At 64.7% G+C, this 21,941-nt stretch carries 22 protein-coding genes; 11 read left to right on the forward strand and 11 right to left on the reverse strand.

All coding sequences use genetic code 11. The features are described 5' to 3' along the window. Window position 1: 1 nt before the first annotated feature. From TSA1_RS07355 to rnd, 4 genes are all read left to right on the forward strand, one after another. Entirely contained in the window at window positions 2-952 is a 951-nt protein-coding gene (locus TSA1_RS07355) for a carbohydrate ABC transporter permease (protein ID WP_174718794.1), read from the forward strand. Further along, the gene (locus TSA1_RS07360) at window positions 949-1,818 is read left to right on the forward strand and encodes a carbohydrate ABC transporter permease (protein WP_100175772.1); all 870 of its coding nucleotides are present in this window, start codon (window positions 949-951) and stop codon (window positions 1,816-1,818) included. Before TSA1_RS07355 ends, TSA1_RS07360 begins: the two co-directional genes overlap by 4 nt. Before the next feature lie 11 nt (window positions 1,819-1,829). After that, window positions 1,830-3,164: an ABC transporter substrate-binding protein gene (locus TSA1_RS07365; protein ID WP_100175773.1), complete on the forward strand. Its 1,335-nt coding sequence runs from the start codon at window positions 1,830-1,832 to the stop codon at window positions 3,162-3,164. 413 nt (window positions 3,165-3,577) lie between these two features. Further along, window positions 3,578-4,726 carry a ribonuclease D gene (gene rnd, locus TSA1_RS07370; RefSeq protein WP_100175774.1) on the forward strand — a complete coding sequence of 383 codons (1,149 nt, stop codon included), beginning with the start codon at window positions 3,578-3,580 and terminating at the stop codon, window positions 4,724-4,726. A gap of 198 nt (window positions 4,727-4,924) precedes the next feature. On the opposite strand, the gene TSA1_RS07375 is transcribed toward rnd, so the two are convergent. The 5 genes from TSA1_RS07375 to TSA1_RS07390 all read right to left on the reverse strand — a co-directional run bounded on the left by TSA1_RS07375 (window position 4,925) and on the right by TSA1_RS07390 (window position 8,486). Further along, entirely contained in the window at window positions 4,925-6,307 is a 1,383-nt protein-coding gene (locus tag TSA1_RS07375; protein ID WP_100175775.1) for an aspartate aminotransferase family protein, read from the reverse strand. Between the two features lie 164 nt (window positions 6,308-6,471). Next, entirely contained in the window at window positions 6,472-6,642 is a 171-nt protein-coding gene (locus tag TSA1_RS39575; RefSeq protein ID WP_174718795.1) for a hypothetical protein, read from the reverse strand. A gap of 30 nt (window positions 6,643-6,672) precedes the next feature. Next, on the reverse strand, window positions 6,673-7,236 hold the full coding sequence (locus tag TSA1_RS07380) for an isochorismatase family protein (protein ID WP_100175776.1): 564 nt from the start codon (window positions 7,234-7,236) through the stop codon (window positions 6,673-6,675). Window positions 7,237-7,261: 25 nt separating this feature from the next. Further along, entirely contained in the window at window positions 7,262-7,882 is a 621-nt protein-coding gene (locus tag TSA1_RS07385; protein WP_100175777.1) for a GNAT family N-acetyltransferase, read from the reverse strand. After that, window positions 7,869-8,486, reverse strand: a complete 618-nt coding sequence (locus TSA1_RS07390; protein ID WP_174718796.1) for a hypothetical protein — start codon at window positions 8,484-8,486, stop codon at window positions 7,869-7,871. The genes TSA1_RS07385 and TSA1_RS07390 overlap by 14 nt, the downstream gene beginning before the upstream one ends. Before the next feature lie 71 nt (window positions 8,487-8,557). Here TSA1_RS07390 and TSA1_RS07395 point away from each other — a divergent pair, with 71 nt between their 5' ends. Next, entirely contained in the window at window positions 8,558-9,598 is a 1,041-nt protein-coding gene (locus tag TSA1_RS07395) for a LysR family transcriptional regulator (RefSeq protein WP_100175779.1), read from the forward strand. A gap of 18 nt (window positions 9,599-9,616) precedes the next feature. Here TSA1_RS07395 and TSA1_RS07400 read toward each other — a convergent pair whose 3' ends face one another. After that, complete coding sequence (locus TSA1_RS07400) at window positions 9,617-10,768, reverse strand: autotransporter outer membrane beta-barrel domain-containing protein (RefSeq protein ID WP_100175780.1); 1,152 nt, start codon at window positions 10,766-10,768, stop codon at window positions 9,617-9,619. Between TSA1_RS07400 and TSA1_RS07405 the strand changes: the two genes are divergently transcribed. Continuing rightward, window positions 10,767-11,132, forward strand: a complete 366-nt coding sequence (locus TSA1_RS07405; protein ID WP_174718797.1) for a hypothetical protein — start codon at window positions 10,767-10,769, stop codon at window positions 11,130-11,132. The two genes, TSA1_RS07400 and TSA1_RS07405, sit on opposite strands and share 2 nt — an antisense overlap. Window positions 11,133-11,147: 15 nt before the next feature. After that, window positions 11,148-11,354, forward strand: coding sequence for a cold-shock protein (locus TSA1_RS07410; protein WP_027576280.1), 207 nt, complete (start codon window positions 11,148-11,150; stop codon window positions 11,352-11,354). A gap of 90 nt (window positions 11,355-11,444) precedes the next feature. Here the strand turns inward: TSA1_RS07410 and purN are convergent, their stop codons facing one another. Further along, the gene (purN, locus tag TSA1_RS07415) at window positions 11,445-12,113 is read right to left on the reverse strand and encodes a phosphoribosylglycinamide formyltransferase (protein WP_174718798.1); all 669 of its coding nucleotides are present in this window, start codon (window positions 12,111-12,113) and stop codon (window positions 11,445-11,447) included. Then, on the reverse strand, window positions 12,113-13,186 hold the full coding sequence (gene purM, locus TSA1_RS07420) for a phosphoribosylformylglycinamidine cyclo-ligase (protein WP_100175781.1): 1,074 nt from the start codon (window positions 13,184-13,186) through the stop codon (window positions 12,113-12,115). The genes purN and purM overlap by 1 nt, the downstream gene beginning before the upstream one ends. A 155-nt stretch (window positions 13,187-13,341) precedes the next feature. Between purM and TSA1_RS07425 the strand changes: the two genes are divergently transcribed. From TSA1_RS07425 to ppx, 4 genes are all read left to right on the forward strand, one after another. Then, on the forward strand, window positions 13,342-13,884 hold the full coding sequence (locus TSA1_RS07425) for a CDP-alcohol phosphatidyltransferase family protein (protein ID WP_100181018.1): 543 nt from the start codon (window positions 13,342-13,344) through the stop codon (window positions 13,882-13,884). A 93-nt stretch (window positions 13,885-13,977) separates the two neighbouring features. Beyond that, window positions 13,978-14,655 (forward strand): P-loop NTPase family protein, encoded by a 678-nt coding sequence (locus TSA1_RS07430; protein ID WP_100175782.1) that lies wholly within the window; start codon window positions 13,978-13,980, stop codon window positions 14,653-14,655. A gap of 158 nt (window positions 14,656-14,813) precedes the next feature. Beyond that, on the forward strand, window positions 14,814-17,006 hold the full coding sequence (locus TSA1_RS07435; RefSeq protein WP_174719284.1) for an RNA degradosome polyphosphate kinase: 2,193 nt from the start codon (window positions 14,814-14,816) through the stop codon (window positions 17,004-17,006). A gap of 15 nt (window positions 17,007-17,021) precedes the next feature. Next, a complete protein-coding gene (gene ppx, locus TSA1_RS07440; RefSeq protein WP_100175783.1) occupies window positions 17,022-18,524 on the forward strand; it encodes an exopolyphosphatase in 1,503 nt (500 codons plus the stop codon). A 128-nt stretch (window positions 18,525-18,652) separates the two neighbouring features. Here the strand turns inward: ppx and TSA1_RS07450 are convergent, their stop codons facing one another. The 3 genes from TSA1_RS07450 to TSA1_RS07460 are packed head-to-tail and all read right to left on the reverse strand — an operon-like array spanning window position 18,653 to window position 21,851. Beyond that, entirely contained in the window at window positions 18,653-19,525 is an 873-nt protein-coding gene (locus TSA1_RS07450; protein WP_100175784.1) for an ABC transporter ATP-binding protein, read from the reverse strand. After that, a complete protein-coding gene (locus TSA1_RS07455; RefSeq protein ID WP_100175785.1) occupies window positions 19,522-20,433 on the reverse strand; it encodes an ABC transporter permease in 912 nt (303 codons plus the stop codon). The genes TSA1_RS07450 and TSA1_RS07455 overlap by 4 nt, the downstream gene beginning before the upstream one ends. Beyond that, window positions 20,430-21,851 (reverse strand): ABC transporter substrate-binding protein, encoded by a 1,422-nt coding sequence (locus TSA1_RS07460; protein ID WP_174718799.1) that lies wholly within the window; start codon window positions 21,849-21,851, stop codon window positions 20,430-20,432. Before TSA1_RS07460 ends, TSA1_RS07455 begins: the two co-directional genes overlap by 4 nt. Between the last annotated feature and the right edge of the window lie 90 nt (window positions 21,852-21,941).

Below are 21,941 nucleotides of genomic sequence, written 5' to 3' on the forward strand. Positions count from 1 at the left end.
GATGAGCCTCGCTGAACCCGCGGCTCTCCCGGTCGCGACCTCGGCGGCACCGCGCATGGACGTCCTGAAGCGGTTCTCGAACCGCTTCAAAGCTTCGCTGCCTGCCTATCTGCTGTTGCTGCCCTCGCTGGTCTTCCTCGCGCTGTTCACCTACGGCGCGATGGGACGCGTGCTCGTCGATGCGCTTTACCAGCGCGCCACGCCGAAGGCGCCCGTCCGCTTCGTCGGCCTCGACAATATCAGCGCGGTGCTGGCCGACCCCGCCTTCACCGGCGCCGTCGTCAACAATCTCGTCTACGCCGTCGGTACCGCCATCCCGAGCATTGGGCTGGCGCTCTTGTTCGCGCTGGCGCTGGCGCGCACCAACGCCGTCAGCAGTGCGCTGCGCGCCGCGCTGTTCCTGCCGGTGCTGATCCCGATGGTCGCGGCCTCCGCGCTGTTCATGTTCATCTTCCTGCCCAATGTCGGCCTGCTCGACTACTACATCGGCCGCCTGCTGCCAGTGCTGCCGAACTGGCTCGGCGACCCCGATGTTGCGCTTTACGCGATCATGATCATCACGATCTGGAAGAACGCCGGCTATTACATGCTGTTCTTCCTGGCCGGCCTCCAGGCCGTGCCCGAGGACGTGATGGAGGCCGCCCATCTCGACGGCGCCGGGCCGTATCGGCGCCTGCGCCACATCATCCTGCCCGAGCTCAAGCCCACCTTCCTGTTCGTCATCGTGATCGCCACGCTCAACGCGGTGACGCAGGTCGACCACGTCTTCGTCATGACCCAGGGCGGGCCGTCCAACTCGACCAACCTCGTGCTGTTCTACATCTACCAGCAGGCGGTCGAGCATTACGACGTCGGCAAGGCCTCGGCCGCGACGCTGCTGACGCTCGCCGCGCTGATGGGTCTCACCGCGCTCTCCTTCCGCACGATGGCGAACCGCGAGGGCGGGCCATGAAACTGTTCGACCGCCTGTTCAGGGATGCCCCGCTCGCCACAAGGGGCGAGATCACGCCAAAGCTCGGCATCCTGCTGACCGTTCTGCTCGCGATCGTCTGGCTCATTCCGTTCCTGTGGATGATCGTGGCGACGTTGCGTCCGGCCTCCGACGGCATCAACGCCATGGCCGAGCTGATGCCGAGCCTGAAGCCGACGCTCGACAACGTCAGGGATGCCTGGGAGATCGGCGACTTTCCGCGCTACACGCTCAACACCACGTTCATCTGCGCCGGCATCCTCTTGGTGCAGTTCGTCACGATCACGCTGGCGGGCTTTGCCTTTGCGCGCCTGAACTTCGTCGGCAAGACGCCGATCTTCTACCTGTTCCTGATGCAGCTGATGCTGGTGCCGGTCCTGCTGATCGTGCCGAACCTGTCGCTGGTGGCGCAGCTCGGGCTCTACGACACGCTCACCGGCGTGATGATGCCGTTCTTCGCCTCCGCCTTCGGCACCTTCCTGATGCGCCAGGCCTTCGAGGCGATTCCGACCGAGCTGGAGGACGCGGCTCTGATCGACGGCGCCAGCCTGCTCCAGCGCATCCGCCACATCTACGTGCCGCTGTCGATGCCGAGCTTCTCGGCCTTCGCCATCATCTCCGTGACCAGCCACTGGAACGACTTCCTGTGGCCGCTGATGGTGATCAATTCGCCGGACAAGCGGCCGCTCACGGTCGGCCTCTCGGTGTTCACCAAGACCGCCGAAGGCACCCAGGCCTGGGGCACCATCGCCGCCGGCACGCTGATGGTGATCGCGCCGCTGCTCGTCACCTTCCTGATCTTCCAGAAACGCTTCATCAGCTCTTTCGTCACCTCAGGCATCAAATAGGAGATTTTCCGATGCTGTTTTCCCGCAGGCTCATGCTCGGCCTAGCCATGGCTGGCTCGTTCGCCAGCGCCCTCGCCTTCCCGGCGCTCGCCGGCGAAGGCCCGACCGAGATCGATCTGTTCTTCCCCGTCCCCGTCGACGGCAAGCTCGCGCGCGACATGGGCACCCTGATCAAGGAGTTCAACGAAGGCCACCCTGATATCAAGGCGACCGCCGTCTACACCGGCTCCTATGACGACACGCTGATCAAGACGCGGGCCGCGATCAAGGCCGGCAAGCCGCCGTCCGCCGTGATCATGTCCGCCAACTTCCTGCTCGACATGCAGATCGAGAACGAGCTCACCAATCTCGATGCCCTGATCAAGGCCGACGGCACCACCAAGGAGCAGTTCCTCGGCCAGTTCTTCCCCGCGCTGCAGGGCAACGCGGTGATCAACCGCTCGGTCTACGGCGTGCCGTTCCACAATTCGACGCCGCTGCTCTACATCAACGCCGACAAGGCCAAGGAGGCGGGCCTTGATCCGGAGAAGCCGCCGCAGACCTGGGCCGAGCTCACCGACTGGGCCAAGAAGCTCACCAAGCGCGAGGGTGACAAGGTGACCCAATGGGGCATCGCGATCCCCTGCGCCTACGACTATTGCGGCTGGATGATGGAAACGCTCACCATGAGCAATGGTGGGCGCTACTACAACGAGGAGTTCGGCGGCGAAGTATATTACGACACGCCCTCGATGCTCGGCGCACTGACCTGGTGGAACGACCTCATCTATAAGCACAAGGTGCATACCCCCGGCGCGACGCCCGGACCTGCCGTCAGCACCTCCTTCATCTCAGGCAATGCCGCGATGATGATGCTGTCGACGGGCTCGCTCACCTATGTGCGCGACAACGCCAAGTTCAACTACAAGGTCGCCTTCATCCCGCACAACGTCCGCAACGCCGTGCCGATCGGCGGCGCCTCGCTGATCATGCCGGCCGGTCTCGAAGCCGAGAAGCAGAAGGCCGCCTGGACGCTGATCAAGTGGATGACCTCGCCCGAGAAGAGCGGCTGGTGGAGCCGCGCCACCGGCTATTTCGCGCCCAACATGGCCGCCTACAAGACGCCCGACATGGTCGACTTCCTCAACAAGAACCCGGACGCCAAGACCGCCGTCGAGCAGCTCGACGTCGCCAAGCCGTGGTTCGCGACCTACAAGACCGTCCCCGTCCGCAAGAACCTCGAGGACGAGGTGATGCTGGTCCTCAACGGCAAGAAGCAGCCGAAGGAGGCCCTCGCCGCCGCGCAGAAAGCCGCCGACGAGACGCTCAAGCCGTACAACGCGGAGACGTCGCTGAAGCTGCCGTAAGGCCGGCTGCTCATCACGAACATCATTCGGCGCTCCGCCAAGCGGGGCGCCGAAATCGTTTGGGGCGCCCCGATCCCATTAACCCCCCGTCCACCATGCGGCCGTGCCTGCCGCCGGTAACCATTGCAATTAACAGACCCTCAACGGACCCCCGACAAATCTATCAATGTTTCTGGAGGTTTCGCCGTGGATCTGTTGGTTTTCGAGTTCCTGGGGCTGGCGCTGGTCGCCATGTGTGTGGTCGTGGTGGCGCTGCCCTGCGCCCGCAAATCCTCCCATCGGGTCCGCTACGAATAGGAATTTCGTCGGAAAAAGCGATTCCGGTCCAAATGCAAGGCTCGAATTCGCATCGAGCCCCTTGACATCACAGCACTTTCGGCAGAACGGCTGATATCAAGTGTCATGGGCCGTTCATGGATTTAATTACCACCACCGCTGACCTCGCGGCTGCCTGCAGCCGACTGGCCAAGCACCCCGTCATTACCGTCGATACCGAGTTCCTGCGCGAGACCACCTACTACCCGCTGCTGTGCGTGGTGCAGATGGCCAGCGCCGACGAAGCCGTGGTCATCGACACCCTGGCCGCAGGCATCGACCTCAAGCCGTTCTTCGAGCTGATGGCGAACGAGAGCGTGCTGAAGGTGTTCCACGCCGCCCGCCAGGACATCGAGATCATCTGGCATCAGGCCAACATCATCCCGCATCCGGTGTTCGATACCCAGGTCGCTGCGATGGTGCTCGGCTACGGCGACAGCATCGCCTACGACGCCTTGGTCGAGAAGGTCACCGGCCACCGTCCGGACAAGACCCACCGCTTCACCGACTGGTCGCGCCGGCCGCTGACCAAGGAGCAGATGCATTACGCGGTGTCCGACGTCACGCATTTGCGCGACGTGTTCGCAGCGCTCGATGCCGACCTCAAGAAGCGCCGCCGCAGCGAATGGGTCTCCATCGAGATGGAGGTCCTGACCTCGCCGCGCACCTACGACTTCCACCCCGAGCGCGCCTGGGAGCGGCTGAAGACGCGCGTGCGCAAGCCCAAGGACCTCGCCGTCCTCATGGAGGTCGCCGCCTGGCGCGAGCAGGAAGCGCAGAGCCGCGACGTGCCGCGCGGCCGGGTGCTGCGCGACGAGGCCGTCAGCGACATCGCCACCCATGCGCCGAACACGCTGGAGAAGCTCGCAAACCTGCGCTCGGTGCCGAAGGGCTTCGAGAAATCCAAATGGGGCGCGGACATCGTGGCTGCGGTCGCGCGCGGACTGGCGCGCGATCCTGCCACGCTGCCGAAGCTGGAGAAGCCGCGCAACAACAACAATGGCGCCGCCATTGTCGAGCTGTTGAAGGTGTTGCTGCGCATGACCGCCGAAAAGCATGCGGTCGCCAGCAAGGTGATCGCGACGGTCGACGATCTCGAAGAGATCGCAGCCGACGACGAGGCCGACGTCCCCGCCTTGCGCGGCTGGCGCCGCGAGCTGTTCGGCGATGCCGCCCTGAAGCTCAAGCGCGGCGAGCTGGCGCTGGCGGTCGAGAAGGGCCGCGTGATCGGGGTTCAGCGGGAGTAGGCCTTAGCTGCCAACGCGCAACAACTATGAGACCGTCATCCTGAGGCACGAGCCGCGCGGTGCAACGCACCGCACGGGGAGCCTCGAAGGATGCACGGCCCCGCTGCCGCCGCTCCGAGAGAGCCAGGCCGGCACCCTTCGAGGGCCGCTGAAGAAGCGGCCACCTCAGGGTGACGGTGATAGAGTTCCGCCCAACGATTACGCCGGCGTCAGCTTCGCCACTTCCGCCTTCATGTCGTTCAGTACGCCCGCGATCGCGGCGACCATATCGTCGATCTGCGCCTTGGTGACGATCAGCGGCGGGCAGATGGCGATGGCATCCAGCATGTTGCGCGAGATCACGCCGCGCTCCTGGAGCATGCGGCTGGCGATGCCGCCGACCGCGCCGGGCGTCGCGGCCGCTGTCTTGCGGCCCTTGTCGAGCACGAGCTCGATCGCCGCGATCATGCCGACACCACGGACCTCGCCAACCAGCGGATGGCTGGCGAGCTCGCGCAAGCGGCCCTGCATGTAGCCGCCGAGCTCGGCGGCATGCGCGACCAGCCCGCGCTCCTCGATGATCTTGAGGTTCTCCAGCGCAACCGCCGAGCCGACCGGATGCCCGCCCGCGGTGAAGCCGTGGCCGAGCACGCCGATCTTGTTGCTCTCGTCCGCGATCGGCTCGAACATGCGATCGTTCATGATGATCGCCGAGAACGGAAAATAGCTCGAGGTGATCTGCTTGGAGACCACGAGCACGTCAGGCTTGATGCCGTAGGTCTCGCAGCCGAACATCTTGCCGGTGCGACCGAAGCCGCAGATCACCTCGTCGGCCACCAAGAGGATGTCGTACTTCTTCAAGACCGCCTGGATCTTGTCCCAATAGGTCGCCGGCGGCACGATGACGCCGCCTGCGCCCATCACCGGCTCGCCGAAGAAGGCCGCGATCGTATCCGGCCCCTCCTTCTGGATCAGCGCGTCGAGCTCCTCGGCCCGGCGCGACGCGAACGCCTCCTCGCTCTCGCCGGGGGCGCCGTCCTTGTAGAAGTGCGGCGATCCGGTGTGCAGGATGTTCGGCAGCGGCAGGTCGAACGAGCGGTGGTTGTTCGGCAGGCCCGTAAGGCTGGCCGAGGCAATGGTGACGCCGTGATAGGCGCGCATCCGGCTGATCACCTTCTTGCGCTGCGGCTGGCCGAGCGCGTTGGAGCGATAGGCGATCAACTTCAGCACGGTGTCGTTGGCTTCCGAGCCGGAATTGGTGAAGAACACCTTGCTCATCGGCACGGGCGCGAGCGCGACCAGCTTCTCGGCGAGGTCGATCGAGGGCCCGTGCGATTTGGCCGAGAAGGTGTGATAGAACGGCAGCGCCTGCATCTGCTTGTGCGCGGCCTCGACCAGCCGCTTCTCGTTGAAGCCGAGCCCGACGCTCCACAAGCCCGCCATCGCCTCGAAATAGCGCTTGCCCGACGCGTCGAAGACGTAAGGACCCTCGCCACGTTCGATCACCAGAGGACCGGCCTGCTGATGCGTGCGTGCATTGGTGTAGGGATGGAGCTGATAGGCCACATCCCGGGCCTCTTGCGAATTGGGCAGCATGGACATTTGCGAAGATCCTTGAAAGCGTCACGTCGCAGGCAGAGCCCGCGTCATCACTCGATGATCAAGCTCCCTGGCTATTGCGGCAGCGCGAAGCTTGCAACGCCTATTCGTCGGCAGCAAGCGCTCAGCAGCGTTGCACAAAGCCGCATATCGGGACTGGGCAGCTCTTACGCCGCGTCATCGTCGTGCCCGTCGTCGGCACGGGCAGCGGCTTCCCTCACCTCGACCAGCGCCATCGAGAGCAGATAGACCGTCGTCGGCAGGCCGAGCCTGCGCGCCTTTTCGGCGGCATGCGACAGGTCGCTCGCCAGCTCCTTGAGCTCGTCTCCCCGTGACAATCTTGCACCCCATCCGCCGGTCGCGGTGGCCTACACCGCAACGGCGCCGCTGGTTCTGATCAGTTCGGCGCTGGGGAGAATTGTAGCAAAATTCGCAACGACATTCACTACCGCATGCTTGTAGGCGGCGGCATCAGCCGTGCCGGGTTGCCGGCAAGCCACGGCGTCAGCGACCACCTGGTAGCGATGGCTGCGGTGAAACCCGTCGACAGCGGTCGCCAGAATGGTCTCGTCCAGGGAAAAACCGACGAGAATACAGCGCACAGTGCGGATATTGGACATGTAGTCCACAAACCGCGACGAGCTGTAGGCGGACGGCAGCGGATGCTCGAACGTCATCTCGCCCGGCCGCGGCTTGGCCTCCGCGATCCAATCGGTCAGCCTGGATGCCGGATTGAACCAGGCGGCCTGTGCGATGCGCTTCAGGTGCATCACCGGCCAGAGATTGCCGCGCCACAGCGTCAGCAGTTCCAGGCAGCGTGCGGTTGCAGCGTCGCCATCGAGGATGACGTGGCGACGCCCGGGGGTCAGATACTCGACCTGCAGATCCGCGCAGATCAGGATCGGCGGATCATCTTGGATGGAAGCCAGCATTGTCTTGCGTCGAGCTGCACCAATTTCAACGACTGGCGAGCGCGAGGTCTCGCAGCGGTGAGGTCACGGACCGCCCCGCCGAGGCGTCGAGCACGCCCGGCCGATCCCAATCGCCCTCGGGCCGGATGATCACATAGGGATCGCTGTCCAGCGTGATCGCGTCTGGACCCGGCTCGATCTCCAGCAGCATTTCCGTGTAGGAGAAGTCCGAGAAGGTGATCTTACGATTGTGACCGAGCGGCTTGGCGCCGAAATGGGCCCAGAAATCGACCAGCCGATCCTGTGCCTGACCGTAGATCTTGCGGAATCCCTTGCGCTTCACGTAATCGACGCTCGCCTGCACCAGCTTGAACGAGACGCGCGAGCGCCGGTACTGGTGGCGCACCGCGAGCCGCTCCACCTTGGCGAAATCGCCGAAGAAGCGCACCCGCAGGCAGCCTGCGGGCTCGTTGCCGACGAAGCCGATGAAGTGCGCTGCGACCATGTCGTTGCCGTCGAACTCCTCCTCGAACGGGCAATCCTGCTCGGCGAGATAGACCGCGGAACGAATGGCGGTGACCAGCATGAGATCGCTGGGATCGCGCGCCAGACGAACGGTGATGGCGCGGGAACAGGGCTTGGCGAGAGGAATTCTAGTACCGTGCATCTGCAAAACTCCTTGCTTGGATGATCGCGCCCGGCATGTGCATCGTTTGCCGATGCCAGGGCCGCTCGTAGCGCCAGAGATCGGGCTGGAAGCTCGGGACCGGGACGAAGCCGGTCGCCTTCATGATGTCGCGTCCGGCCACAGTTGACGGCTGCGCATAGCAATCTGCGCCGCGAAACCTTAGCTGTCGCAGATGCGCTGCAGCCTTGCCGAGACCGGCGATCCCGCGCCCCGTCGCGGCAATCGCCCAGATGTAGATCGCCGCGACGTCTTCCTTCGCGGAAGCGAGATAGCGCGTCTCGGGCGCAGTGAGGCAGATCTCGTCGAGCAGCAACGCGTCGTGCCCGCGATCATTGAGAAACAGGAAGGCCATGCCGCCGACCAGGTCGCCCTTCCGGCTGAACGTCAGGATGCTCTGCGGATCGAACGCGAAATATCGCGCAAGCTCGGCCGCCCCGATCCTCACGCCCGGCACCAGGCGGTGCGCCATCGCTGCCAGCGCGGCAATTTCGGAAAATTGCGCGCAGTGGACTTCGACATCCGGACTCAGCGGCAAGGCATCGAAATCATGCCTTGCGGCAAACGAGCCTCTTTCCATACCCATGTCACGCCTCTATCGTTCGAGGCTTTCGTGCCCCGCTACGCCGACGAGCTTAGCGGCTGGGGATCAGGAGTATGCAGCAGTTATTGCACCGGGGTGCTGCGATGACGCAGCACCGTGAAGAAGCCCTGGACGCGTCCTGGGACGATTTGAAACTATTTTTAGCGTGCGCAAAATATAAAAGTTTTCGCAATGCCGCCGAGGAGCTCGGGCTCACCTCCACCACGCTGATGCGCCGGATCGACCGGTTGGAGGAAAGCATCGGCTGCAAGCTGTTCCTGCGCGACCAGAGCGGGCTCACGCTCAGCGACGAAGGCACCGCGATGATCGCGGACGTTGCGCATATGGAGCGTCATGCCTTCAACATCTTCCGCCGCGCCTCGCGATCGTCGAACGACACCTCGGGCACCGTGCGCGTCGCGGTGACGGAGGGCCCCGGCAATTTCTGGATCCTGCCGCGACTGATCGACTTCCAGAAGACCTACCGCAGGATCACCGTCGATCTGCGTTGCGCGATGGAGCAGGCCGACGTCGCGCGGCTCGAATCGGACATCGCGATCCAGCTCGAGCCTCCTACCAATCCCGACCTGATCGTCACCAAGCTCGGCCGCCTCCACATCTATCCCTTCGTCTCCAAGGAGTACGAAAGCCTCTACGGCGTGCCGACGACGCTCGCTGAACTGAAGAACCATCGCATCATCAAGCAGAGCGCACCGCAGGTCGACGACAGCGCCTATGCTCGCGTGCTCGGACTGAAATCGCTCGAGGGCATCGTCGGGATCAAGACCAATTCCTCGGTCGGCGTGCTCTACGCCGTCGAGCGCGGCGCCGGCATCGGCTTCCTGCCGACCGTCTCGATCGCGCTCGGCGCGCCGCTGATCGCCGTCGATCTCGGTGTCAGCCACCATGCCGATCTCTGGCTCACCTACCACAAAGAGTTCCGCGCCTCCGAGCGCCACAAGATCGTGGTCGACTGGCTGAAGAAGATCTTCGATCCCAAGACCTATCCCTGCTTCCGCGACGAGTTCATCCATCCGAACGCGCTGGTGCCGATGATGACGGCGGCGCGAGAGGGATTTGGATTGACGGGATATGTCGCGGCGACGCCGACCTGAACACAGGCGAGCGTCAGCTCACCATTTGTATTCGAAGCCGACCGTGCCCTGGTGCGACGTCAGCTCGTTGCGGAACTTGCCGTCGTAATTGACGTAGAGTCGCGCCACGCTGGTCAGGCTGAGCGAGGCCGACGCGCCGGCATCCATGCCGTAGCGGCTCTCGCCGATGCCGGGGACCACGATGTTCTGGGCGCCGAGGCTGACCTGAACGGATCCCAAATCCTGGTGGAAATTGTCGACGAACTTGCCGTAGGCCGACAGGTCCAGGATCTTCTGATCGATGATGAAGTAACGGCCGATCTCGGCCCCGATCATGATGCGGGCGCGCGAGAGCGCCGTCGAGCCGACGTTGAGCGGATCGAGCCCGCCGGCCTCCTGGAACGCCGCGCTGGTGGCGCGGACATATTCCAGCGCGCCCTTGGGCACGATGCGCATCTGATCCTTGGTCCAGTAATAGCTGATCTCGGTCAGCGCGCCGTCGACCGCGGCACGATAGCCCGCGGTCGCAAGGCCAAGGCCGGTGTCGCGGCTCGAACGAACCTTGCCGAAACCGTGCACCACGGCGAACGCCCAGGTCCAGGGGCCCTTGTCGATCGAGCCGTTGAAGCCGATCTGCGTCAGGTCGAGCGTTGCCGACTGCAGCGCCAGCGGCACGTCGACGTCGGTGTGGCTCTGGTCGACCGAGAAGCCGAGATTGACGCCGGGCGCCACGCGCGCGCCGAAGCCGGCGACGCCGCCCACCGTCTTGCGCCGGTCGCCGACGAAGTCCCCTTGCGGGTCGGTGCGGACGGACATGCCGTAGCCCTCGAACCAGGTGCGGTAGCGCGGATCTTCGGTGCTGGCCGACGCGCCGCCGCCGCCGGGATTGGTCCGGGTCGTCCGGTTGAAACCGTTCGATGCCTGGTTGCCCAGCCGCTCCAGGAAGTTCGAACCAAGATCGAGCGCGCTGTTGCCGGCCGAGCGATCATAGGCGATTGACGTCGACACCGGCGTCGGTGACGGCGTGGGCGTCGGCGACGCGGCCGGTGTCGGGGTCTGGGCGAAGCCGGGCGTCGCCGCCGACATCGTCACGACCAGCACCAGCGCGATCGCGACCGACGCCGCGATCCCGCGAACGCGATCGAACCCGATCATCTGCCGTGTCCTGGAGGGCTGCGAGCTGCAGCGCATGACGACTAATCCCGAAGCAAAAGGGCGACACGCAAAAATACAACATGGGCGCGCCGCCCTGCGGCGATTTGTGCTGAACTGCCACGGAGCGTCAATCGGTTGGAGCGCCGAGACAGGGGTGATTGCCCTCAATTGTGGTTCCACGGCCACAGGTCGCAAATTGCAGACGAACGCATCCGCCTCGGTCTTGAAATTCAAGCGCAGCTTGCTAACGGGCGAATTTCATGTTGCAATATTGGCCACAATCGGAATTGGCCGCTCGACTGTGCGTTTCGCGACATTGAGCCTCAAGACTCGAACAGACTTCGGAAGCCCGTTTGTGGCGTGGCACGCGAAAAAGCGGCCGCGTCGTTTTTATATCTAGTGGAGGAGACGAGCGATGCCGCAAAAGGGCACCGTCAAATGGTTCAACCCGACCAAGGGCTATGGGTTCATCAAGCCGAACGGCAGCGACAAGGACGTGTTCGTCCACATCTCCGCCGTCGAGCGTGCAGGACTTTCGACCCTCAACGAGAACCAGGTGGTTGAATTCGACCTCGTGGAGAACCGCGGCAAATCATCCGCGGAGAACCTCAAGGTCTCCTGATTTCTCTCAAGGTTGACACGCGAGAGATCGTGACGTTGCCCCCGGCTCTGCCGGGGGATTTTGTTTGGTGCGCTGAACCGCAAACGCGCTTCAGCGCACCACCGGCGCAACCAGAAAATTCTCCGACGGCCCGCTGCCGTCCGTCCTGCAGACGTCGCCCTCGATCCGGACCTTGCCGGTCGCAAGCAGCCGCAGCGCCTCGGGATAGATGCGGTGCTCGACTTCGAGGATGCGCTCCGACAGCGTATCGCCGGTGTCGTGATCGCTGACGGGAACCGCGCCCTGCATGACGATCGGACCGGCATCGGTCTCGGGGATCACGAAATGCACCGTCGCGCCGGACAGCTTGACGCCGGCACGCAAGGCCTGGCCGTGCGGGTCGAGGCCGGGGAAAGACGGCAGCAGCGACGGGTGGATGTTGAGCATCCGCCCGTACCAGGCTTGTGTGAACTCGGCCGTAAACAGGCGCATGAAACCGCCGAGACAGATCAGCTCGATGCCGTGCTCATCGAGGGTCGCCTGCAGCACCTTTTCGAAGCCGGCGCGGTCCTTGCCGAAGGGCTTGCTCTCGATCACCAGCGTCTTCACGCCGCCCGCTTTGGCTCGTTCGAGACCGAGCGCATCGGCCTTGTTCGAGATGACGAGCGAAATCTCCGCCGGGAAATCCGGCGCGCTGGCCGCCCTGATCAGCGCGGCCATGTTGGAGCCTCGGCCGGAGATCAGGATGGCGACGCGGCGCTTCGTCACGGCGCCAGCCATCACAGTGCCATGTCGAGATGGCCGTTATAGACGACGCGGTGCTCGCCCTCGGCCGGGATCACGGTGCCGAGCTGCGCCACCGTCTCGCCGGCCTCGGTGAAGACCTGCACGACCTGCTCGACCTTGTCAGGCTCGACGATCACGATCATGCCGATGCCGCAGTTGAAGGTCCTGAGCATCTCGAGCTCGGCGATGCCGGCCTGCGCCGCCAGCCATTTGAAGACCGGCAGCACCGGCAGGCGCGCGAGGTCGATGCCGACGCCGAGGTTCTTTGGCAGCACGCGCGGAATGTTGTCGGTGAAGCCGCCGCCGGTGATGTGGGCAAGGCCCTTCACCGCACCGGTCTCGCGGATCGCGCGCAGGCAGGATTTGACATAGAGCTTCGTCGGCGTCAGCAGCGCGCCGCCGAGCGTCATCACCGGCGCGAACGGCGCCGGCGCCTCGAAGCCGAGGCCGGATTGTTCCACGATCTTGCGCACCAGCGAGAAGCCGTTGGAATGCACGCCCGACGAGGCGAGGCCGATCACGGCATCGCCCGCGGCGATGTCCTTGCGCGGCAATAGCGTACCGCGTTCGGCGGCGCCGACGGCAAAGCCGCCGAGGTCGTAATCGCCGTCCTTGTACAGGCCGGGCATCTCGGCGGTCTCGCCGCCGATCAGGGCGCAGCCGGATTCGCCGCAGCCTTCCGCGACGCCGGCAACGATCGAGGCCGTGGCCTCGGGGTCGAGCTTGCCGCAGGCGAAATAGTCCAGGAAGAACAGCGGCTCGGCGCCCTGCACCACGAGGTCGTTGACGCTCATGGCGACGAGGTCGATGCCGATCCCGCCATGCAGCCCGGTCTCGATCGCGATCTTGACCTTGGTGCCGACCCCGTCGGTCGCAGCCACCAGGACCGGGTCCTTGAAACCGGCCGCCTTGAGGTCGAACAGGCCGCCGAAGCCGCCGATCTCGGCGTCGGCGCCGGGCCGCGCGGTGGCGCGCACCATCGGCTTGATCAGATCGACCAGGCGGTTGCCCGCGTCGATATCGACGCCTGAATCGGCGTAAGTGAGGCCGTTTTTGCGGTCGGTCATGCCCGATTTCCAGTGGGTTTGCGGCTGGTTACGTCGAATTCCGGGGACGCGCAATGGCTCGCATGGCGCTCCTCCCTATACTATGTAGATATCAACCGGTTCAGCCTCCCGAGGGGCCGGATTCGAGGTCAGACCGGGTGCCGGGAAGCGCTTTCGTGAGTATTCCGAACATCATTACCCTGGGCCGCATCATGCTGGTCCCGATCATCGTCTGGGCCATCGTGTCGAGCCAAATGGAGGTCGCGTTCGCCGTCTTCCTGATCGCCGGTATCAGCGATGCCGTGGACGGCTTCCTGGCCAAGCGCTTCAACATGACGAGCGAGCTCGGCGCCCTGCTCGACCCCCTCGCGGACAAGGCCCTGCTGGTCTCGATCTACATGGCGCTGGGCATCTGGGGCGCGATCCCGCGCTGGATCGTGATCCTGGTGGTCTCGCGCGACCTCATGATCGTCGCCGCCGTGATCGTGTCCTGGCTGTTCGACCGGCCCGTCGAGATGAAGCCGTCGAAAGTGTCCAAGCTCAACACGGTGGCACAAGTGGCGTTCGCGGCCCTGGTGCTGGCGGCGCTTGCCTTCGGCTTCAAGCCGGCCCCTTATGATATCATCCTGATGGGCCTCGTCACGGTCTTCACGCTCTCCTCGGTGTCGCTCTATCTCGTCGAGTGGCTGCGGCACATGAGTACGATCGAGGCCAAATGAGAGGGAGCGCGGCCCCGCAAAAGGCCAACTCTCCCTCGATCAAGTCGAATTCTCTTCAAACGGGCCGGCGCGCCGGCATGGAGCAAGACGAGCGTGGCAGGCCGCGTCCATCCCCGACAATTGGCGTTTGCGCTTCCGCATGCGGAAAGCCTCAGCCGGGACAATTTCCTCGAGGGCCCCGCCAACGCGGCCGGTCTCGCCCTGATCGACAGCTGGCCGGAATGGCCGAACCGGATCATGTGGCTGGCCGGACCGGAAGGCAGCGGCAAGAGCCACCTCGCCGCGATCTGGGCCGAGATATCAGGCGCCCGCTCGACCGCGGCCAACGTCCTGACCGCCGCCGGCGTTCCGGGGGCGCTCGCTACCGGCGCGCTGGTGGTCGAGGATATCAGGGCAAGGTATTTTGACGAGCGTGCCCTCTTCCACCTGATGAACCTCGCCCGCGAGGACGGCGCCTACGTGCTCTTCACCGGACGCGAGGTGCCGGCCGCGCTGGAGATCGAGCTCCGTGACCTCCGCTCGCGCCTGCGCGCCGTGCCGGTGGTCGCGCTGCTGCCCCCCGACGACCAGCTGTTCCGCGGCCTGATCGTCAAATTCTGCGCCGACCGCCAGCTCGCCGTGGACGAGAGCGTGGTCAGCTACCTCGCCACCCGCCTGGAGCGGTCCTCGGCCGCCGCCCGCCACGCCGTGGAGCTGCTCGACACCGAGGCCCTGCGGCTCGGCCGCCCCGTCACCCGGGCGCTGGCCGCCGAGCTGCTCCGGGACGCCTGATCCGCTCCGACCGCCCCCCAGGTCGGCGCGAAGCCGGCTTGACGCAGCGAAGCGGCGGAACATCAATGTCATCGAAACGTCATCGCTCTAACACATGCTCCCGCGGGTTTTGCGCGTAGGTCGCAAGCGTAAGGCGAGACAGGATGGACCGACTTCTGATGGACTCTGCGCAAGCTATTGAAACTAAAGAAAAAGCCCCGGAAGCTGAGGGTGTGCCGGCGATCGCGTCGAGCCCCGAGCGCTTCATTAATCGGGAACTCTCCTGGCTGCATTTCAACCGCCGCGTCCTGGAGGAAGCGGTCAATCCCAACCATCCCGTGCTGGAGCGGGTACGATTCCTGTCGATTTCGGCGAATAACCTCGATGAGTTCTTCATGGTCCGCGTCGCCGGCATCAAGGCCCAGGTGCGCGAGGGCATTGCCGAGCGCGCCCCCGATGGCCTGACACCGTCCGAACAGCTGGCGCTGATCAACCGCACCGTCTCGCAGCTCGCCTCGGACCAGCAGGCGATCTGGCGCGACCTGCGCGGCGCGCTGGCCGATGTCGGCATCGTGCTGGTCGACGGCAAGGACGTCACCAAGGCGGAGCGGACCTGGATCGAGGACTACTTCCTCAACAACGTGTTCCCGCTGCTGACGCCGCTGGCGATCGACCCGGCCCACCCCTTCCCGTTCATCCCGAGCCTCGGCTTCACCATCGCGCTCCAGCTCACGCGGGCCGCCGACGGCAGGCAGATGAACGCGCTGATCCGCATGCCCGGCAAGATCGACCGCTTCATCCGACTGCCCGCCGACGGCAAGATCGTTCGGCTGATCTCGCTGGAACAGGCGACCTCCCTGTTCATCAATCGCCTGTTCCCCGGCTACAATCTGCACGGCCAGGGCGCCTTCAGGATCATCCGCGACTCCGAGCTCGAAATCGAGGAAGAGGCGGAAGACCTCGTCCGCCTGTTCGAGACGGCGCTCAAGCGCCGCCGCCGCGGGTCGGTGATCCGGCTCGAGATCGACGCCAAGATGCCGGAGCAGCTGCGCAGCTTCGTGCAGCACGCGCTCTCGGCCGCCGATGACGAGGTCTTCCTGGTCGATGGCGTGCAGGCGATGAACGAGCTCTCGCAGCTCACCCGCCTCGACCGGCCCGACCTCGAATTCACCCCTTATGTGCCGCGCCATCCCGAACGCGTCCGCGAGCACGGCGGCGACATCTTCGCCGCGATCCGGCAGAAGGACCTCGTCGTCCATCACCCCTACGAATCCTTCGACGTCGTGGTGCAGTTCCTGCAGCAGGCCGCACGCGACCCTGATGTCGTCGCGATCAAGCAGACGCTCTACCGCACCTCCAACAACTCGCCGATCGTGCGCACGCTCGCCGAGGCGGCCGAGGCCGGAAAATCCGTCACGGCGCTGATCGAGCTGAAGGCGCGGTTCGACGAGGAGGCCAACATCCGCTGGGCGCGCGATCTCGAACGCGCCGGCGTGCAGGTCGTCTACGGCTTTCTCGAGTTGAAAACGCACGCCAAGCTCTCGATGGTGGTGCGCCGCGAGGGTGGCAGCCTCACCACCTATGTTCATACCGGCACCGGCAACTATCACCCGGTCACCGCGCGCATCTACACCGACCTCTCCTACTTCACCTCCGATCCGACCATCGGCCGCGACGCCGCGCGGGTGTTCAATTTCATCACCGGCTACGCGGCGCCGAGTGATCTGGAAAAGATGGCGGTGTCGCCGCTGACCCTGCGCAAGCGCATCATCGAGCACATCCAGGGCGAGACCGCGCATGCGCGGCACGGCCGGCACGGCGCGGTCTGGATGAAGATGAATGCGCTTGTCGACCCCGACATCATCGACGCGCTCTACGAGGCCTCCCAGGCCGGCGTGCAGGTCGAGCTCGTGGTGCGCGGTATCTGCTGCCTGCGCCCCGGCATTCCCGGCCTGTCCGAGAACATCCGCGTCAAGTCGATCATCGGGCGCTTCCTGGAACATGGCCGAATCTACTGCTTCGGCATGGGCCAAGGCCTGCCGAGCGCCAAGGCGGCTGTGTATATCTCCTCCGCCGACATGATGCCGCGCAACCTCGACCGCCGCGTCGAGGTGCTGTGTCCGCTGCAAAATCCCACGGTGCATCAGCAGGTTCTCGAGCAGATCATGGTCGCGAACCTGAAGGACAATGAGCAGAGCTGGCAATTGTTGCCGGACGGGTCCTCAACGCGTATGAAGGCCGCGAAGGGCGAGGAGCCTTTCAACGTGCACAACTACTTCATGACAAATCCGAGTCTGTCTGGCCGTGGAAAGTCGCTCAAGGAATCCTCGCCGCGTCGTCTCACGCGCCGGAACGAACGCCATCAATCCTGATCGGGGATTTCCGACGTGAAGCGGCCGCGCAAGCGCGGCTCGAGCGTCGCGGTCATCGACATCGGTTCCAACTCCGTCCGTCTCGTCGTCTACGAGGGACTGACGCGGAGCCTCATTCCGATCTTCAACGAGAAGACGCTGTGCGGCCTCGGACGCGAGGTGCAGAGCACGGGCCTGCTCGCGCCCGATGCCGTCGACAAGGCGCTGACCTCGCTCAAGCGCTTTCGCGCATTGTGCCGGGTGATGCAGGTCGGGCGCGTGTTCGCGATCGCGACCGCGGCCTGCCGTGATGCCTCCAACGGCCCCGATTTCATCGCCAAGGCCGAGCGCATCTGCGCCGTGAAGATCGAGATCCTCTCGGGCCCGCGCGAAGCGCGGCTGTCGGCGCTCGGCGTGATCTCCGGCATCCACCACCCCGACGGTATCGTCGGCGACCTCGGCGGCGGCTCGCTCGAATTGATCGACGTGCGCAGGAACAGCGTGCGCAGCGGCGTGACGCTGCCGCTCGGCGGCCTCGCGCTGCAGGATCTCGCGCACAAATCGCTCAAGCGCGCCGACCGCATCGTGCGCGAGGAGCTCGACGAGGTGCCGCAGCTCAAGGCGGGTAGCGGCCGCACCTTCTACGCGGTCGGCGGCACCTGGCGCGCGCTCGCCCGCATCCACATCATCCAGAGCGGTTATCCGCTCCAGGTGATGCACGGCTATTCGCTGTCCGCGGCCGAAGCGCTCGACTTTTCCCGCAGGCTGAGGCGCCTTGCGGCCGCCAACATGCTCGCCGACATCGAGAGCGTTGCGGACGCGCGCCGCCCCCTCCTCACCTATGCGGCGCTCGTGCTCGAGCACATCATCCGCGTGGCGAAGCCGAAGACCATCGTGTTCTCGACCTTCGGCGTGCGCGAGGGCCTGCTGCACGAGAAGCTGTCGGAGACCGAGCGCAACAAGGACGGATTGATCTGCGCCGCCGAGGAGCTCAACCAGCTGCTGTCGCGTTCGGCCAAGCACGCCCGCGAGCTGATCGCCTGGACCGACCGACTGGCCCGCGTGGTCAAGCTTCGCGAGACCGAGGAGGACCGCCGGCTGCGTCACACTGCCTGCCTGCTGTCCGACATCGGTTGGCGCGTGCATCCCGATCACCGCGGCGAGCAGACGCTGAGCCTCGTCGTCAACGGCAATTTCGGTGCGATTACCCACACCGAGCGCGCCTTCGTCGGCCTGTCGGTGTTCTATCGCTATGCGGGGCTGAGCGAGGAAAACCAGCCGCCGACCACCATGCAGGAGCTGCTGACGCCGGCGCAGCTCGAACGCGCGCGCCTCTTGGGCGCTGCGTTCCGCGTCGCGCATCTGATCTCGGCGGCACGCCCGGGCGTTTTGACGGCCACGCATTTCCGCAGCCAGGGCCGCAAGCTGATGCTGGTGTTCGAGCACCGGCTCGGCGACCTCGTCGCCGATCGCGTCGGCAGCCGCTTCCGCCAGCTCGCCCGCCTGATCGGCCGCGCCGGCTCGATCGTGCGGCGCTGACACAGGGACAGTGCCGTCAAGCGAGCGGCTAGAGCGTTTTCGAGCGAAGTGGACACCGGTTCGCGTGAAGAAAACGCGTCAAAACAAGAATCTAGAGCTTCGGTTCTGATTCAATCAGAACCGAAGCTCTAGATCACATCCGCCAGCGAATGGCCGTGCAGCTCTATGTTCAGACCCTGCAGGCCCATGTCGCTGATCTCGCCGCCCATCGCTTTCAAACTCTCCTCGCGGATCAGGGACATCAGCCCGCGGCGGAGTGCCAGGAATTCCGACGACATCATCATCGACTGCTGCCGCGGCCGCTCCAGCGGGATTGGGATCTCAGCCTTGATCGAGCCGGGACGCGCGGTCATGCAATAGACGCGGTCGGAGAGGAAGATCGCCTCGTCGATGTCGTGGGTGACGAACAGCACCGAGATCTTCAGCCGCTGCCACATGTTGGTGAGGATCTGCTGCATGATGACGCGCGTCTGCGCGTCCAGCGCGCCGAACGGCTCGTCCAGCAGCAGCACCTTCGGCCCCGTGGCGAGCGCGCGGACGATGCCGACGCGCTGCTTCATGCCGCCGGAGAGCCTTTCCGGATAGTGCTTTTCGAAGGCCTCCAGACCTGCGAGCCCGAGCAGCGTGCGCGCGGCACGCTCGCGCTGGGAGCGCGGCATGCCGCGCATCTTCAGGCCGAACTCGACGTTCTCGCGCACCGTCTTCCAGGGAAACAGCGAATATTGCTGGAACACCATGCCGCGTTCGGCGCTGGGACCATTCACACGTTCGCCGTCGACGGTGACGATGCCGGTCGTGGGCTTGAGAAAGCCGGCGACCGCATTGAGCAGCGTCGACTTTCCGCAGCCGGACGGGCCCACGATCGAGACGAACTCGCCGGGCTTCACATGGATCTGGGTGTCGGTGACGGCCTGCACCGCGCCCTCGATGGTCTCGTAGGCGAGGGAGAAGTTCTTGACCTCGACATGGCCTTTCGGCGTGTTGACCGAGACCTCACTCATTTTGCGCTCCACGGCATCACCAAACGTCCCGCGCCCCTGATCAGGACGCTCGATCCGAGCCCGAGCACGCCGATCGCGATCATGCCGAGCGCGATGTCGGCATATTGGACCAGCGAATAGGCCTCCCAGGTGAAGTAGCCGATGCCGTACTGGCCCGAGATCATCTCGGCAGCGATCAGCGACACCCATGCGACGCCCATGCCGACCGTGAGCCCGGTGAAGATGTGCGGCAGCGAGGCCGGGAAGTACACCTCGCGGAAGATCGAGCGCTCGCGCGCGCCGAGACATTGCGCCGCCCGCACCAGCACGGGATCGACCAGCGACATTCCGTGCAGCGTGTTGACCAGGATCGGGAAGAACGAGCCCAGAAAGGTGATGAAGACGATGCTCTGCTCGTTGGTCGGCCACAACATGATCGCCATCGGCACCCAGGCGATCGCCGGGATCGGCCGCAGCACTTCCGCGACCGGGAAGATGATCTCGTGCACCAGCTTGAAGCGGCCCATGATCAGGCCGAGCGGCACGCCGACAATAGCGGCGAGCGAGAAGCCGATGAAGATGCGCCGGCAGCTCAAGAGGATGTGCATCAGGAATTTGGGATCGTGGATCGCCTTGCTGAAGCTGGCATAGACCGCGAGCGGCGAGGGCACGTTGGTGAAGCGGACCAAGAACACCACGCGATAGGTGGTGAGCAGGTGCCAGACCAGCAGGAAGGCGAGCAGCGAGATCACGCCGATCGCGGTCGCGCGCAGGCCGGCCCGGTTGAGTCGATACCAGCGCAGCGCGAGCGTGCCGAAGGAAGGCGGCGCCGTGGGCGGGGTGACGACGGCGGGCGCGGAGCCCGCCTCTGCAAGTGCTGTTGCCGGCATGCTGTCCTCGGGATGTCTTGCGAGGGCGGGACTGCTCACGTCTTGCCTCCGCCGACGGCGGCCTTCACCGCGTCGTCGAAGCCGAGCACCTTGCCGCTGATCTTGGCGGCATAGGCTTCGGCGTCCTTCTTCAGCAGGAACGGCGCGACGTCGCCATTGCCGACCGCGAAGAAGGCCTGGTCGGCGAACAGCTTGATGCCGCGCGTGGTGTCGAAGACATAAGCGACGTTGATCTTCTTGCCCTTGGCCTTGTAGTCGGCATAGGCGCCGAGGGTGCAAGCCGCGGACGAGAAAGGCATGATGCCGGCATCATCGACCCAGACCTCGCCGGCCTTGCGGGGATCTGCGATCGGCTTCTTGCAGAAGGCGTCCTCGCCCGAGATCTCGTAGTTCTTGGTGCTCGCGAGCTGCGCGTCGTAGTCGAGCTTCATCTCGGCGTAGGCCTTGCGGATGTAGCTGTCGTCGACCCATTTCTTCGGATCGAATTCCTTCATGCGGCCGAGATTTTGCAGCACCTTGACGTCGGTCGTGGCCGCATCGATCAGCGCCGGCTTGACTGTCGGGTCAGTCGTCATGTTGCCGCTGGGCCCCAGGAAGATGTAGACGACTTCCTTGTTGATGCCGGTCCATTCCTGGATCTTTTCCGCGGCAAGCTTGGGGTCGTCGCGCAGCCACTGGTTGGCGGCGATCAGTGCCTTGAAATAGGCGACGACGACCTCCGGATATTTCTCTGCGAAATCGGTGCGGACGACGATGCCGTGGAAGGTCGGCAGATTGGTCTCGACGCCGTCGAAGATCTTTCGCGCGAAGCCGCGGAACGGCAGCAGCTCGGCGAAGGGGACGAAGTCGGCGTGCGCGTCGATCTTCTTCTCCTGGAGATTGGTCGAGCCGACCTCTGGGCTCTGGCTGACCAGCTGGAAAAAATCCGACGCATAGCCGCGATCCTGCATCGCCTTCAGCACCATGCCGTGCGCGGCGGAGCCGAAGGGCACGCTGACGAGCTTACCCTTGAGATCGGCGAGGTCGTAATAGGACGAATCCTTGTGGACGACGAGGCCGTTGCCCGAGCCGGAGAGGCTGTAGGCGGCGATGCCCATCAGCCGGCTCTTGCTCTCCGGATTGCTCTCGAAGGTGAAGCCGTTCACGATCAGCGGATAGTCGCCCATCATGCCGATCTGCAGCTTGTTCGCCATCATCGCATTGGTGACGGGCGGACCGGAGGTGAAGTTCTGCCACTCCAGCTCGAACTTGATGTTCGCGTATTTGCCGTCCTTCGGCAGATACTTCTCCAGGAGATGAAGCTGTCGGATCACGACGCCGGCGGTCACCGTGTTGGTCGTGGTGTCCTGCGTTCCGATGCCGAGCGTGACGGTTTCCGCGGTGGCCGGCTGCGTGACGAGGAGCGCCAGCGACGTCACCGACATCGCGATCGAGAGCGTGGGAAGATGGCGGACCATTCTCATCCTCATTCGGTTGGATGTGCTGTGGTCGCCATGATTGGGTGAGGGAGGGGACACGGCAAATCCGGAATGACGACGGCAGTCGAT

This window comes from Bradyrhizobium nitroreducens, from assembly GCF_002776695.1.
Taxonomy (GTDB): domain Bacteria; phylum Pseudomonadota; class Alphaproteobacteria; order Rhizobiales; family Xanthobacteraceae; genus Bradyrhizobium; species Bradyrhizobium nitroreducens.